The 14209-nt window shown below is 52.4% G+C and carries 14 protein-coding genes and 2 pseudogenes; 9 read left to right on the forward strand and 7 right to left on the reverse strand.

What is annotated here, in order from left to right; all coding sequences use genetic code 11:
- Positions 1 to 738: 738 nt before the first annotated feature.
- Positions 739 to 1152: a dihydrofolate reductase family protein gene (locus KTE_RS46290; protein ID WP_201394241.1), complete on the reverse strand. Its 414-nt coding sequence runs from the start codon at positions 1150 to 1152 to the stop codon at positions 739 to 741.
- Positions 1153 to 1400: 248 nt separating this feature from the next.
- On the opposite strand from KTE_RS46290, the gene KTE_RS46295 reads away from it, so the two are divergent.
- From KTE_RS46295 to KTE_RS46305, 3 genes are all read left to right on the forward strand, one after another.
- The gene (locus KTE_RS46295) at positions 1401 to 1505 is read left to right on the forward strand and encodes a helix-turn-helix transcriptional regulator (RefSeq protein WP_201394243.1); all 105 of its coding nucleotides are present in this window, start codon (positions 1401 to 1403) and stop codon (positions 1503 to 1505) included.
- A 203-nt stretch (positions 1506 to 1708) separates the two neighbouring features.
- A complete protein-coding gene (locus tag KTE_RS46300; protein ID WP_201394245.1) occupies positions 1709 to 2233 on the forward strand; it encodes a VOC family protein in 525 nt (174 codons plus the stop codon).
- A 335-nt stretch (positions 2234 to 2568) separates the two neighbouring features.
- Positions 2569 to 2886, forward strand: coding sequence for a hypothetical protein (locus KTE_RS46305; RefSeq protein ID WP_236601033.1), 318 nt, complete (start codon positions 2569 to 2571; stop codon positions 2884 to 2886).
- A 98-nt stretch (positions 2887 to 2984) separates the two neighbouring features.
- Here KTE_RS46305 and KTE_RS46310 read toward each other — a convergent pair whose 3' ends face one another.
- Positions 2985 to 3197, reverse strand: a complete 213-nt coding sequence (locus tag KTE_RS46310; RefSeq protein ID WP_201394246.1) for a hypothetical protein — start codon at positions 3195 to 3197, stop codon at positions 2985 to 2987.
- Here KTE_RS46310 and KTE_RS46315 point away from each other — a divergent pair.
- Positions 3176 to 3661, forward strand: a pseudogene (locus tag KTE_RS46315) (AAA family ATPase); the annotation flags it as partial. The gene KTE_RS46310 and the pseudogene KTE_RS46315 sit on opposite strands and share 22 nt — an antisense overlap.
- A 354-nt stretch (positions 3662 to 4015) precedes the next feature.
- On the opposite strand, the gene KTE_RS46320 reads toward KTE_RS46315, so the two are convergent.
- On the reverse strand, positions 4016 to 4216 hold the full coding sequence (locus KTE_RS46320) for a hypothetical protein (protein ID WP_201389308.1): 201 nt from the start codon (positions 4214 to 4216) through the stop codon (positions 4016 to 4018).
- Here KTE_RS46320 and ltrA (KTE_RS46325) point away from each other — a divergent pair.
- A complete protein-coding gene (gene ltrA / locus KTE_RS46325; protein WP_201394248.1) occupies positions 4210 to 6009 on the forward strand; it encodes a group II intron reverse transcriptase/maturase in 1800 nt (599 codons plus the stop codon). The two genes, KTE_RS46320 and ltrA (KTE_RS46325), sit on opposite strands and share 7 nt — an antisense overlap.
- A gap of 568 nt (positions 6010 to 6577) precedes the next feature.
- Positions 6578 to 8377: a group II intron reverse transcriptase/maturase gene (gene ltrA, locus KTE_RS46330; RefSeq protein WP_201394250.1), complete on the forward strand. Its 1800-nt coding sequence runs from the start codon at positions 6578 to 6580 to the stop codon at positions 8375 to 8377.
- A 182-nt stretch (positions 8378 to 8559) separates the two neighbouring features.
- Here ltrA (KTE_RS46330) and KTE_RS46335 read toward each other — a convergent pair whose 3' ends face one another.
- Positions 8560 to 9315, reverse strand: coding sequence for a transposase (locus KTE_RS46335; RefSeq protein WP_201394252.1), 756 nt, complete (start codon positions 9313 to 9315; stop codon positions 8560 to 8562).
- 33 nt (positions 9316 to 9348) lie between these two features.
- Positions 9349 to 9594 carry a transposase gene (locus KTE_RS46340; RefSeq protein WP_201394254.1) on the reverse strand — a complete coding sequence of 82 codons (246 nt, stop codon included), beginning with the start codon at positions 9592 to 9594 and terminating at the stop codon, positions 9349 to 9351.
- Between the two features lie 160 nt (positions 9595 to 9754).
- On the opposite strand from KTE_RS46340, the gene KTE_RS46345 reads away from it, so the two are divergent.
- Positions 9755 to 9964, forward strand: a complete 210-nt coding sequence (locus KTE_RS46345; RefSeq protein WP_201394256.1) for a hypothetical protein — start codon at positions 9755 to 9757, stop codon at positions 9962 to 9964.
- Positions 9961 to 11592 (forward strand): recombinase family protein, encoded by a 1632-nt coding sequence (locus KTE_RS46350; RefSeq protein WP_201394258.1) that lies wholly within the window; start codon positions 9961 to 9963, stop codon positions 11590 to 11592. Before KTE_RS46345 ends, KTE_RS46350 begins: the two co-directional genes overlap by 4 nt.
- Positions 11593 to 12050: 458 nt before the next feature.
- Here KTE_RS46350 and KTE_RS46355 read toward each other — a convergent pair whose 3' ends face one another.
- Positions 12051 to 12920 carry a transposase gene (locus tag KTE_RS46355; protein ID WP_201394259.1) on the reverse strand — a complete coding sequence of 290 codons (870 nt, stop codon included), beginning with the start codon at positions 12918 to 12920 and terminating at the stop codon, positions 12051 to 12053.
- Positions 12921 to 12987: 67 nt separating this feature from the next.
- A complete protein-coding gene (locus KTE_RS46360) occupies positions 12988 to 13539 on the reverse strand; it encodes a hypothetical protein (protein WP_201394260.1) in 552 nt (183 codons plus the stop codon).
- Positions 13540 to 13660: 121 nt separating this feature from the next.
- Between KTE_RS46360 and KTE_RS48645 the strand changes: the two are divergent.
- A pseudogene (locus KTE_RS48645) lies at positions 13661 to 14148 on the forward strand (AAA family ATPase); the annotation flags it as partial.
- Positions 14149 to 14209: the final 61 nt, after the last annotated feature.

The raw sequence follows: 14209 nt of genomic DNA on the forward strand, positions 1-14209 counted from the left end.
GCTGGTGCCTTGCCATGTGATGGAGCAGAGGAGCTACCTGCCGGGAATGTTGTGCTGTTGTTTCGAGAGAGATGTGCTGGAGGTGCTTGATTGATCCTGGTGCGCTATACAAGTGTGTTGAAGTGTTTTATACTACAGATCAAACCCCATACCTATGTCGGGCTTGATCCATATTTTAGGCGAAAGAGTGAGTTCTTGTGACTTGCTCTTTTTTTCTCGGAGCGCTTTTCCCCAGGGAAAAGCGGGTCACTCTTCTTGCGCTCTTTCCCAGGGATGTTTGCTGTGCGCATTTCGTGTGTATGAAATTGTGAGAGAGAATGGGGCAGTGAATGTTGATGAGGAGCGGAGTGAACGGCTTCACTTCCAAAGGAATGGGTACTTTCGCACCGATGTTGAGGAAAAGAAAAGTATGAGCGAGCGGTCGGGATCGCCCGCCGCTTGTTCCCTCGCCATCGATGCCACATATCTTGTCAGCATTGCCGATGCATCATCCTACGAAGACATCCTGAAAATCATGTGGCTCACTCTCTGTTTCAGATTGAGAGCTTTCAGGGCAAGCTTTGCTGGCAATGGCGCATCCTCTTTAATATTCGATCCTATTAATTTCAAGTGTTGCGGAACTACATCGTTCTCTAAAGCACAGTCAACGGTAATAGTGGCCTTGAGTGGAGCTTCTACCCTGGCTAGCTGGTGGTCACGCTAAATGGGCGCGCCCACGCGAGTCCGCCATGGATGCAGTCAGCATCCTGGCACCAGAAAACTTCTACAGTTCCTTAGTAACGTCTCTGTGAAAAGACCATGACCATAGATGAGAAGATCCCGTCCTTCCTGCTGCTTGAGCTTGGTCACTTCAGCCACCACATCGCCTCGCACAATGGTTGTGTTGTTCCATTCGGCTTTTTCCAGCGTCGACGAGAACACATACTTTGGCATGGCATTGATCCTATCGGCCCACGGGTCGGTACGTATCGGCCAAATCGCAGCAAAGTCCTCGTATGTGGTCCTGCCCATTAACATTGCGTCGCACGCCAGTGCCTGGCCCAATCCGTCCCGCATATACGCATCATCGCGGTACTCAGCAAATCCCGAGATGGCTGCTCCTGCGAAAACGCCATCTACCGAGACCAGGCTATATTCGATAATTTTCCGCATGATATGGTGTCCTTTCCTATCCTATTCACCTTGATTTGCAAGAGGTATTGATCTCCTTGCACTCATAAGACGGCAAGTTGACCCCAAACTCATCGCAGACGTGGGAGGGAGAGGATCTGTGGGCTGGGGTGTTTCCAGCATTAGCGCCCTAGAACTATACCGTGACCTCGCTGAGAACGACGGAGCGGGTGCAGGTGACGATCTATCCTGGCCAGGTGACCCGGATAGAGTGGCTGTAGGGTGAGGGGATGAGGATGAAGAATGTGCTCAAGCGGGTCCGTGATTTGAATGGCTATTCGCAGCAGCAGGTTGCGGATGCATTAGGTGTTGCGGTGACGACGATCAGTCGCTGAGAGAATGGGCATGTTGAGCCCAAGGCCTACTATCGGCGCAGGCTGGCGGCGTTGTATGAGAAGAAGCCAGGAGAATTGTTTCCCGTGCTGCTCGAACAGAGGGGTTGCCTAGTGCAGGTTCAACAAAGCTCTTGGGTAAAAAAAGAAGTTGGAAGGAATGAGAACTGTTTGTCATAGGAGACTTTCCTATCTGGGCAGTTCTCGTGACGGAAACGCTTTCAAACTACCGAGAAGCTGGGTACGTCGGCAATCCCTTCTTTGTGATAATACTTAATGGAAAATATTTTCTAGAGGTGTTTATGCCAACGCAGAGTCGTTTCACAGGTATAACTCAACAGGTTAAGGTGCCGGATATCGAGGCGGGACGAGATTTTTATGCCCGTTTGTTTGGTTGCAACCCCGATGTTGAGCCGCACGAGGATTTCAAAGAGTGGGAACTCGTCCCTACGAGCTGGCTTCAACTCGCGGAAGGTACTCCCGAACCTGCAGGCAGGCTGCGTCTGGGGGTGCAAGATCTGGCTAGCGAGCGGGTGCGGGTCCAAAGGGAGCTGGGCATCACTTGTAGCCAAATCGAGCGCATTCCAGGATTAGCCGCGTGGTTCAATTTTGAAGACCCTTGGGGCAATCGTCTCGGCTTCTTTCAAGATCTGGCTGTCGATGGTGAGCCTTTTCTTCCTGGCGGGAGGGTGCACGACGCTTTTTCAGAAATACTGGGAGAAAAAGAATAGCTCCTCAGCGGGGGACCAGGGGCAGGCCCCTGGTCACAGCGAAGCGCGCCGCCAGCCCTAGCGCGGAGGGATGGAGAGAGGTTCGGGGAGAGGAAGGGAACACATCGCAATGCATGGTTCCCTTTCTCTCTCCGAAAATCAGACCCCTACCACGACTTCTGCATGCAGTTCTGAGACTGGTATCTGCCCGTTGACAACCTCTTCCCCACTGATTCTCAAACGTCACAAGCAGATGCCCACGTAGCTTGCTTAGACCCCTTTGCAAGGTTCGGACCTGGGTGAGGCGATACTTTCCTGGGGAGACCTCTTCTAGCTGATGAAAGATCTCGATGCCCATGAGTGCTGGATTGGTGAGCAACCAGGACGTGATCTGCTCCCATTCGCCTTCGAACGGGTCCTTGCGTGCCGCCCTTGCCCTGAACTTGCAAACCATGTTCCAAGAAGAACGCTCCATACAAGCGGTATTAGTCTCCTATGGCAAAACTAACACATCAGGAGATGGCTATATTGTCATCCGTTGGCGTGGAACCATCCCAGAACGCTTCTTTGACCAGCTTGACCAGCTCAACAAAGAGGTTCTCTTCTACACCGCCTTTAGTGCCGGACCCCTCGATACCTGCAAAGCACCGTGGGATACCATCACGAACGCCTAATGTCTCAGGGAAGAGTCTCATCAACCTGGGCTCTTCCCCTTCCTGTTGGAAGGGAAATCATGCAAGAAAAGCAGATGCAGAACGACCTGGAGAAGCTTCTACGAGAGCTTGACCTGGAGCAGCAACAGACGCGCACGACGGACGATATCCCACCCATAGAAGCCAATCAGGAGTACGACCACGAGCGCCGTCTGTATGACATCGATATCCACATTTACCCCAGAGAGGAGCCGGAGCCAGAGGAGCCAGCCAACACCGTTGAAAGTATCCCACCCATTGACCAGGAGCCAGAGCCACTGGAGCTGATGCACAAGGCTACCGCTATGTGGTCCAATTGGCCCTGGAAGGCAAGCCTCATCATAAACCCAAGCACACGGTTGGCACAGGCATCGTTGGAGGGGATCTGTGGCCCTCCACCCTGGCCCTTGTTCCCCAGGAAGGGGAGGCGAGTCTGGAGATGTTCTGTGGGGATCTGGCTTCCGATGCCAAAGCCATTCGTCGTTTGCAACGGCAAATGGATCGGCAGAGGCGAGCGGCCAATCCTGAGCATTACGACGAGAAGGGGCGCATCAAGAAGCAGGGCAAAATGAAGCTGCGATGGAAACAGAGCAAGCGCTACCAGGCCACGCGACGACGCAAAGCGAACAAAGAGCGCAAGCTGGCAGCGCATCGTAAGAGCCTGCATGGCCGCAACGTGCATGAAGTTGTCGCGCTGGGCAACACGATCATCATCGAAAAGATTTTCTACAAGGCATGGCAAAAGCAGTTTGGTAAGGTGCGATCCGTTTCGTCGAGTGTGACCCGATAACTGACGCTCTGATGTAGGGCACAATTCCCTACCCGCGAGGTGAGCGCGGACAGCATCCCTCCGCTGGTGCGACTGGACATCAATCAAGCGAAGCGAGGGAGAATACGGAAGAGAAGCGGAAGCCTCATCCGAGGCTCTTCTAGCTAGTTGCTATGACCAGGAGACAAATGTACGCCTGAACCATCGTTAACGGGACCAAGCCTACGGAGGATAACAGGCTTGACCAAAACGGTACTGGCCGCGATGAACCCCATCGCAGTGCATGAAACATTTCGGCTGTTTTCATGCTCACTCATGACAAGCCCGGTGGATAGTACAGGTCTAAAGCAGCGCAAAACAGGACGTTGGAACGGGATAACTCTCATCTTCGCTCTCATCGGTGGTCGATCCGGTAAGCAGGTGTCCAGACCGCAAGCGAGATGGGAGCAGGATTGCCGAAAAAGCAAATGCCTGGGGTAATGCCCAGGATAGGCCGACGTCGGCACGATGATATGGAAGGAAGAGGTACCAGTCGGATGGCAAAAAGGAAAGCACCCCAGGTCAAGCCACCGCTTGATCCTGAGAGTGAGGCTTGGAACAAGATCCCCTGGCGTAAGCTAGAGCAGCATTGTTTTCGCATCCAAAAGCGCATCTTCCGAGCAAGTCAACGTGGCAACACCAGAGCAGTCCACAAACTCCAAAAATTGCTGATGAAATCCCAAGCAGCCAGGCTGCTCGCCGTTCGTCGGGTGACACAGGACAACCAGGGCAAGAAGACCGCAGGCATCGACGGAGTAAAATCCGTCAAACCAGCTGGACGCCTTGCCATGGCAAACCACATCCACCCGAAAAACTGGCAAGCGACATCCCCACCGGTACGCCGAGTGTGGATACCGAAACCTGGAAAGGCCGAGAAGCGTCCTCTGGGCATTCCCGTCATGGAAGAAAGGGCGCGGCAACATCTCGCCAAACTCGCCCTGGAGCCAGAATGGGAAGCCCACTTCGAACCCAACTCCTACGGGTTCCGCCCTGGGCGCTCTTGCCATGATGCAATCGAGGCTATCTTTAGCGCGATCAAGCAAAAGGACAAATATGTTCTGGATGCCGATCTGAAAGGAGCCTTCGACAACATTAACCATCAAGCCTTACTGAAAAAGCTCAACACCTATCCGGCCATGAAACGCGCTATTCAAGCATGGCTTGAAGCAGGAGCCATCGACACAGGAGTCTTTGAGGCAACGAAAAGCGGTACCCCTCAAGGGGGTACGATTTCGCCGCTCCTCATGAATGTGGCGCTCCACGGCATGGAGACAACCGTCATGGAAGCCTTCCGCGCGAAAGAGGGAAAACCGCAATTCATCCGATATGCGGATGACCTGGTGGTTTTTCATGCAATGGAGGAAGGGGTAAAAAGAGCGCAAACAGTCCTGGAAACGTGGTTAGCCGACATGGGACTGGAATTGAAACCAAGCAAAACCAAAATAACTCACACTTTGAAGCCCTATCAAGGGACGGTCGGGTTCGAGTTCTTGGGGTTCGCCATCCGGCAATTTCCAACGGGCAAAACGCACACGGGGAAAAACACCTGGGGCAAACCACTTGGTTTCAAAACCATCATTTCGCCGAGCAAGGGAGCAATCAAAACCCATATGCAGGAGATTGGCAAAAAGATCAGGAAATTACGGTCAGCTTCGCAGCAAGACCTCATCCTGACGCTCAACCCGATCATTCGAGGATGGGCCAACTATCATCGAACAGTAGTCGCAGCAAAAACATTCTCCTTCTGTGACCATCTGGTCTATCAGCAATTGAGGAGATGGGCCTACCGCCGCCACCCGACCAAGAGCAGGCAATGGATCATCAGAAAATACTGGAACATGGAACCTGGCGCAAGCTGGGTCTTCAGGGACCAGCAGGAGCATGTGCTCACAAAGCACAACGCCCGGCCGATCCAACGTCATACCAAGGTGCGGGGAACGGCAAGCCCATATGATGGCGACTTCCTGTATTGGAGTACTCGACTCAAACGACACCCAATGCTGAGTGGAACGATGGGGAAATTACTTCAGAAGCAACAGGGAAAATGTCGCTGGTGTGGACTTCTTTTCAAAGATGAAGATCAAATAGAAATCGACCATATTACGCCAAAAAGCGAAGGTGGAGGGGAAGAGTTGAGCAACAAATTTGCTCTTCATCGGCATTGCCATGACCAACGGCACGCTCGACGCGCCGCGACAAGTGTCCATGACAAGGACCATATGATCGAGGAGCCGGATGACGCTAACGTGTCACGTCCGGTTCTGGAGCCGAGCATGAGGAGTGATCCTCATGCTTAGGGTAACAATCGAGAAAATCGAGGGATGACGAGCTCGCAAACACGAGACAACTTGTTGCCTGATGAGAGGCGTAATTCCTCTCTCCTCTGGTGATGAGGAAACAGCATAAACCCTGGAGTAGCGACTGGTCATCAATCTCCAAAGCGGGTTTAAATGGGGATAAGACAGGAGTCTGCCCTGTTGATCTCCTCTAGCAAGCTATTACGGTCAGCAGTTCGCCTAACAAGACGAATGAAACGAATGCACGAAAGAACCATCGTTAATTGCACCAAGCCTACGCAGAATAAGAGGCTTGCCCAAAAAGGGAGCATGAACTGGAAAAGGGATTTTTGCCGCTCTTCTCATCACCCAAAGAGTTCATCGGTGGATAGTGCAGACCTACAATAGCGCAAAACGGGTAACAGGAACGGAGTAACCAGGACAAGGCTCTCAAGGGAGGTCGATACCATGAGCAGGTGCCAACCGTATGCCTATCCTGGCGAGATCGCTTAAAAAGCGAATGCCTGGAGTAACGTCCAGGATATGCTGACGTAAGCGCGGTAGTACAGAAGGAAAAGGCACAAGTACGATGGCAAATAGGAAAGCACCCAGGATCAAAACCTCAAAGAAGGTCAAGGACCCTGAGAGTGAGGCTTGGAGCAGCATTCCCTGGCGCAAGTTAGAGAAACACTGCTTCCGCATCCAAAAGCGCATTTTCCGAGCGAGTCAACAAGGCAACCAAAGAGCAGTGCAGAAACTTCAGAAACTGCTGATCAAGTCGGAAGCAGCCCGAACCCTGGCGGTACGAAGAGTGACGCAAGATAATCAGGGAAAAAAGACGGCTGGGATCGATGGAGTAAAATCAGTCAAACCGGCACAAAGACTTGATCTCGTGAAACACATCCATCCTCAACAATGGCCCGAAAAATCACTCCCCGTCCGAAGAATCTACATTCCGAAACCGGGAAAGCAAGAGAAAAGGCCATTAGGAATTCCCGTTCTCTCGGAGCGAGCGCGACAAATGCTCGTCAAACTTGCCCTCGAACCAGAATGGGAAGCCAAGTTCGAGATCAATAGTTATGGTTTTCGTCCAGGTCGTTCCTGCTTTGATGCGATTGATGCAATCTTTATCAGCATCAAACACAAAGAAAAATATGTGCTAGATGCTGATATTGCAGGTTGTTTTGATAACATCAATCATGAAGAACTGATAAAGAAGCTTACCTCCTACCCGCAACTGACTCAGGCGATCAAAACATGGTTAAAAGCGGGTGCGATTGAGAATGAAATGTTTGTGAAAATAGAAACAGGAATTCCGCAAGGAGGAGTAATTTCCCCGTTACTGGCAAATATTGCATTACACGGACTAGAAACAACCATAACAAACGCATACAAGCCCAAAGAGGGCATTCCTCAGGTCATCCGATATGCTGATGATTTTGTGGTTTTACATGCGACAGAGGAAGGAGTAAAGAAAGCTCAGACAATAGCCACGCACTGGTTACAAACCATAGGGCTAGAGCTAAAACCAAGTAAAACAAAGATTACCCATACACTCAAAGCAATAGAAGGCCCGGCTGGTTTTGACTTTCTGGGCTTCACCATTCGACAATTTCCCGTGGGAAAAACACACACGGGAAAGAATGGACACGGAAAATCTCTCGGGTTTAAAACCATCATTAAACCACAGAAAGAAAAAGTCAAATGGCACCTCCGAGAAATTCGACAAGCGATACGATTACTGAAAGGAGCACCACAAGAGAAGATTATCGCGGAGTTAAACCCTAAGATTACAGGATGGTCAAGATACTACCAAGCGGTGAGCTCGAAAGAGACCTACCAAAAATGCGACCACTTGGTGTACCAAAAGCTGCGGTCATGGGCGAAATTCAGGCACCCAAACAAAAACATGCAATGGATAACGGAGAAATACTGGAAAACAGTTGGAGAACGTCATTGGGTTTTTGGGAGTGGAGAACTCAACCTGAAGAACCATCGTGACACAACAATCAAAAGACATGTCAAAGTCAAAGGAGCTGCAAGCCCCTATGATGGAAACCTGTTTTACTGGAGCCAACGATTAGCAAACCATCCCATGATAAAAGGGAAACTCGCAAAGCTCTTACGAAAACAACAAGGGAAATGCAGGTGGTGTGAGCTCATATTTCGAGAGGGCGACCTGATAGAAATTGACCACATCGATTGCAATCACAAAAACAATGTACTGCACAATCTCATGGCAATCCATCGACATTGCCATGATGAAAGACACGCAAGGTTGCAAAAGACAAGTATCAATGACAATGACTGTACAACTGAGGAGCCGTGTGAGGTGAAAACTTCAAGCACGGTTCTGAAGCCGAGTAAAGGAGGTGACTCCTCTGCTTAGGTTCTTCTGAAAACCCTAAGCCCGTCCTTTCGCTGGAATCCTCTCCCCTACTCTACCCCGTTTTCATCCTGGGTGGTGCGCCTTCGGCGCATGACTTCTTCTTCTGAAAACCCAGCCAAAAAGGCACAAAACTCCCCCTTCATCCCCTCCGCCAGCTTTTCTTGTTCAGCTACCTGCAGTTCTTAAGCCGCCGGGCGTGGTTGTAAGATGACCTGATAGCCCATGTGCTCTAGCCGTTGGATCAGACGACGCTCATGTTGTTGTTTGTCTCTCTGCCGAAAGAATTCCACTCCTTTTTCCTGGTAATGCTCTCCGGTGAGCATCATGTGAGAGTAAATGACGAGAATACTATGCCCGACTGCTACTGCTGCCCGCTTCTTGCCGCGCCGTTTGCTGATCCGTCGATATTGTTCGCCCAAGTACGTCTGGGTGCGGCCTGCTGCATGCGCCGCCTGAATCAACGCGGCTCGCAGCCAGCGATTGCCTTTGCGTGTCCGACCGCTGAGCCGCTTGCCTGCACTTTCGTGTTGACCTGGACACATTCCGGCCCAAGAGGCCAGATGAGCATCGTCGGGAAAGCGACTCATATCTGTTCCCACCTCGGCAAACAGGACCTGCAAAACCAGCCGACTGACTCCGGTGATCCCCTCAAGACGTTCAAGCGTCTTCTCAAAAGGCTGCAACCGCTCTTCAATCTTGTGCTCCAAATGGGTGATTGAGTGATCCAACCCTTCAATCAAGGTCAGCAGCTCTTGGAGTAAGAACTGATGATGTTCTCCGATCTCACTCTCCAGCGCATCTGCCAGTTGATCGTGGGGACATCGTACGCTGGGATGAGCAAGGCGAGCTAACCGATGACCATCAGTCTCTCCTGCCGCCAAGGCATGCAAGATCGCTTTGCCGGAAACCCCCACGATATCGCTCAAGACGCCGCTCAACTTAATATTGGCCTCTTGGAGGGTCTTGTGGAGTCAATTGACTAACCGAGCCCGTTCCTGGACAAGCGTCGTGCGCAATCGCGTCAAGCCACGCAGGTTTTGCTGCTCACGATGCGGCACAAAACTGTTCTTGAGCAGGCCGTGTTGCAACAAGTCAGCAATCCATTCCGCATCCTGTTTATCCGTTTTGTGTCCCGGAACCGCTTTCATATGCTGGGCATTCGCCACCGTCAACTCGAAGAAGCCAAAGAGCCGATCATACACCGGACGCCAGTACACGCCACCCCTAATGTTACCAAAACGGTGCTAGACTGGGAATATACAAGAGAGATCCTGCGTAGCCACCTTCGCACTCGCACTGGAGACCAGCCACAAGCTCCGCCTCACAGTCTCACCTCATCTTACGAAGGCGCATATCCACAGGATCGGGGAGCGTCCCATGTCCAAGGTGTTGTCTTGTCCCAAACAAGCGCTGGAGGTGATGGTGATGTTTGAGCCCCATCGACTGCAACATGCATTCCTCCAGGCAGCCTATGCGTCTCTGGTTCCTGTGTCCAGAAGACGCCTCACCATCGTGCAGCAGCCAGTTCCCATTCCCTGGAACGGGAACCGAGGTCTTCTCGCTGCTCTCGAAAGGAGCGCACTGTGAATGAGAAGCAAGTCGCCCTTTACGCTCGGGTGTCTTCCGAGCAACAAGCCGAGGCCAAAACCATTGAGAGTCAACTGGAGGAGATCAAGAGGCAGATCACGGCAGATGGCTTTGATCTGGCTACGGTTCTGGAATTTGTGGATGATGGCTACAGTGGCTCGACACTGGTCCGACCAGCACTGGAGCGTTTACGTGATGTGGCGGCAGCAGGAGGAATGGATCGATTGTATGTGCATTGTCCAGACCGTTTCGCTCGCAACTACGCTTATCAGGTGTTACTCGTTGAGGAACTCACTGGGCGTGGCGTCGAGGTGATCTTCCTCAATCGACCGCTTGGGCAGACACCAGAAGATCAGTTGTTGTTACAAGTGCAAGGAGTGATTGCCGAATATGAGCGCGCGAAATTTTGTGAGCGCAGCCGACGGGGCAAGCGACATGCGGCCCAAGAAGGACGCGTAGGGATCCTCTGTCATGCTCCCTACGGTTACCGCTATGTGAACAAGCAGGAGGGAGGGGGAGAAGCTCGCTTTGAGATTGTGTTTGACGAAGCGCGTATTGTACAACAGGTGTATGCTTGGGTAGGCCAGGAGCGTTGTACGATCAATGAGGTGTGTCGCCACCTTCACCAGGCTGGCATCCGCACGCAGACCGGCAAAGAGCATTGGGATCACAAGACCATTTGGGATATGTTGAAAAATCCTGCCTACAAAGGCGAAGCGGCTTTTGGCAAAACCCGCTGGCTTCCTGTCGGGCCACGTTTGCGAGCTCCACGAGGCAGACCGGCCCAATCACGACGTGGGTACGCGGGAAACGACGCCCCAAAGGAAGAGTGGATCACCATTCCTGTGCCTGCGCTGGTTGATGTTGCCTTGTTTGACGCCGTGCAAGAGCAATTGGAAGAGAACAGGCGACGGGCACGCATCCCTGAGAAAGGCTCTCGCTACTTGTTACAGGGCTTGCTCGTGTGTGCAAAGTGTGGGTATGCGTATTGTGGGCGAACCAACGATGAGCGTAACGCGTATTACCGCTGTGGAGGAGCAATGAATATCCCACGACAGGGCTTCGAGCGTGTATGTTGGAACAAGGAACTGCGTATGGACCAGACGGATGCTTTGGTCTGGCAAGAGGTCTGCCGACTCCTTGAAAACCCTGAGCGGCTGGAGCAGGAGTATCGGCAGCGTCTGCAGCCTCAACAGAAGCCCAATGAGCAGGAAGGTCTGGCAGTTCAGATAGGCAAGCTTCGCCGGGGGATGGCCCGTCTCATCGATAGCTATGCTGATGAGTTGATTGACAAACAGGAATTTGAACCGAGAGTGATACACATACGTGAAAGAATACAGCGCCTTGAAGAGCAACTCCAATGCCTCAAAGAAGAAGTTGAAGTGGAAGAGGAGGTGCGTTTGATTTTGGGACGTCTGGAAACGTTTGCCGCAAAAGTCAAAGATGGGCTACAAAACGCGGATTTTCAGACGCGCCGGGAGATCATTCGTGCCCTGGTCAAACGCGTTGAGGTCGATGAGCAGCAGATCCGCGTCGTTTTCCGTGTGAGTCCGGTGTCTCCTGCACCCTCTTCTGACGGTACCTCCTCCAATTGGCAACATTGGGGGAGGCGTGTACACACCCGTTGACTCCATGGCCACGTGGGTACAGCCTCTTTCCAGGAGCCAGTTTCGCAGGGCAATCAGATCCCTTGTCACTGCCCGAAAGCGTTGCAATTCTTTCTTCCGTTGTCCCCGCTCTACCCGGCTAAAACAAGCCACAACGAAGTCATCATGGACGTCAATCCCACAGCAGCGTGGATAAAGCACTTCCATGGCGTTTCCTCCTTTGCTTTCTTTCTCACATTTAACGCTTCTCGAAGGTTCCTTGCGAGGTGCCATTTCTGCGTATTTTCTTCTGCGTGCTTCGGATCGCGAGCGACAAAGGGTGGTTCACCCAGGCACCTTGGGACATCTTAACAACACCAAGCTCGATGGCCTTAACCTAAGCCCGTCCTTTCGCCAGGACCTTCACCCCCTCACTCTACCCCGTTTTCATTCTGGGTGATGCGCCTTTGGCCACTGAGACGAACTAAATTAAAAGTAGATCAGGTGACTTTCGTTGTCGGCTGAATAGCCCGAGGAGATTTGGCCTGGGGTGCTTTCATCGCCTTGGCTTCTTTGGATGCTTGTCGCCTCTGCCGCTGTACTTCATAGCCACATACGCGTTTGGTTGGTTTTGGGGGACGCGCACGCGGAGGCGAAGGCGCGCGTCCCGGCCGTTGTCTGGGCAAATCAGGCGGGGCTGGTTGATAGCACGAACAATCCACCTGGGGCAGACTCAGTGCGAGACGTGGATTCGCACGCAGCAGACCCATATGACGGCCCGCTTGAATGAGCTGTTCGAGCTGGAGCGTTGAAGGGCTGCAAAGCCGAGGCAGCAGCTCGACCAAAACGGGTACCGATACCTCAAAGAGGTCGCAATCTGCCGCCAGCGCAATCCGTTCACGCAGGGCATAAATGATGTGCGAGAGAATAAGCACCACCCAGATCTGTACCAGAATCAATTCCTGCTTACTACTCCACCAGTGCGACATTCCCAGATACTCTTTGAGTAAGCGGAAGGCCATTTCAATATCCCATCTCCGAGCATACAGTTGAGCTACCTCTCCGAGTGAGAGCATCTGCGGATCACAGATATTCGTAAGATACATGCGAACACCTATCCCATCACCTAACCGCACCAAGCGGATCAGATGGCGTGCTTGCTTCTTACCAGTACCTAACCAGATGAGAGCATCGAGTTTCTCGTGATGTCGATAGAACACATGTGCGATGGAATAGGAGGTATTCTCCCGATAGCGACTGACCCACCACATCTTCCGTTGCGTTAAGGTATCAAAGAAAGGGAAGCTGAAATAGCCGAGATCGAAGAGGAGCAAGCTGCCAATCGAGAGCCCTTGAAGGAAATCGAGCATATCCACTCGACAGTTTTCATGAACATCTTTGCGCCACTCCAGTCGTGACCATCGCTGGTGGCGCAGATCAAAGAGACCCACCAACTTGCCAGCAAAACAGGCTCTCGTCCTGGGTGCTCAAACCACGCAAAGGCTTAAGATACCTCCCTATGATATCCAAACGGGTTTCGTCGAGAGCGAAAATTCCACTGGCAAATGCAGCGATATCTGCTGATACTGCCCAGGAGCCGATGTGGGCCAGACGCAGATTGACCACCTCCCACACATCTTGCAAGGGATCCAAGCCGGCTTGCAAAAGCCGTTTGACCAGGCCATTGCGTGTGAGCCAGACCGGAGCAAAAGGACCGATCTGCTGTAACCCCACCAAACGGTGCCAGTCTGCGAATGAGTGCATCCCTTGGAGTGCGCAGAGCAACAAACTGCTCCACAAGTGGATCCAGCCCACCTGCTGCGGGCGCCCCCGCCTACGGACGAGAGGGGTATGCAATCGATCCCCACAAGCCTCGGTACCTAAACCACAAGCCTGCAGCAACACGTCGCTCGTTTGAGAGATAATGGCTGAATACTTCCCCGCAGATGCTTGGTTGGCTTCTCCCAGAGCTGTATCATGAGGTGACATAGGAGAATGATCCTTTCTTGTGCAATATGTGATGAAAAGATCATCCTCTTTTTTTCTCTTTCTGGCAACTCGATTCTCAATTTAGTTCATCTCAGTGGCCTTTGGCGCATGACTTCTTAATAGCGTGGGACTGCGAGCTCCAGGGATGTTTGTTGAATTGTTGAGACGCGCACCGTTGCAAGCACGGGCGGCACCCTGGTAGAAGTACCTACACGCACGACAGCTCTGAGCCAATGGTGTCATGGATGTGGGAAGCGGGCAATGAAACCGCTCTCTCAGCGATGGTATCAGTGCGAATGTGGTATCGGTCCGGTGCAACGCAACCTGTACTCGGCGTTTCTTGTTGCCTACCTTGATCCAGCAGATCCCACTCCCTCATGTACCCGATAGGGGTATTGGGAAGGTGCGGAAGCGCGCCTGCGGGCAGCACATGAGCGTCTCGTACAACGCGCGAAAGATGGGCAGGCGCTGCCCCGAAGCTGTGGCATTCCCAGAGCCGGAGCGCGTCTGCCCAAAAGTCCAAGGGAACCGACACAAGAGCCAGCCTTTCTGCTTCGGCACGCAAGACTGGAAGCGTGGAACGAACACCTGGAACACTCGCCGCTGTAGCACCGGGAGCTCTCAATCATGCATAGTATACAACATCAGACAGAATAGCACGCTCTCATAG

Source organism: Ktedonobacter sp. SOSP1-85 (assembly GCF_016587415.1).
Taxonomy (GTDB): domain Bacteria; phylum Chloroflexota; class Ktedonobacteria; order Ktedonobacterales; family Ktedonobacteraceae; genus Ktedonobacter.

What these genes read in the sequence shown, in the direction of transcription:
- KTE_RS46290 (WP_201394241.1), bottom strand. Translation starts at nt 1,152, where the DNA reads ATGCGGAAAATTATCGAATATAGCCTGGTCTCGGTAGATGGCGTTTTC.
- KTE_RS46295 (WP_201394243.1), top strand. Translation starts at nt 1,401, where the DNA reads ATGAGGATGAAGAATGTGCTCAAGCGGGTCCGTGATTTGAATGGCTAT.
- KTE_RS46305 (WP_236601033.1), top strand. Translation starts at nt 2,569, where the DNA reads ATGAGTGCTGGATTGGTGAGCAACCAGGACGTGATCTGCTCCCATTCG.
- ltrA (WP_201394248.1), top strand. Translation starts at nt 4,210, where the DNA reads ATGGCAAAAAGGAAAGCACCCCAGGTCAAGCCACCGCTTGATCCTGAG.
- ltrA (WP_201394250.1), top strand. Translation starts at nt 6,578, where the DNA reads ATGGCAAATAGGAAAGCACCCAGGATCAAAACCTCAAAGAAGGTCAAG.
- KTE_RS46345 (WP_201394256.1), top strand. Translation starts at nt 9,755, where the DNA reads ATGTCCAAGGTGTTGTCTTGTCCCAAACAAGCGCTGGAGGTGATGGTG.
- KTE_RS46355 (WP_201394259.1), bottom strand. Translation starts at nt 12,920, where the DNA reads ATGCTCGATTTCCTTCAAGGGCTCTCGATTGGCAGCTTGCTCCTCTTC.
- KTE_RS46360 (WP_201394260.1), bottom strand. Translation starts at nt 13,539, where the DNA reads ATGTCACCTCATGATACAGCTCTGGGAGAAGCCAACCAAGCATCTGCG.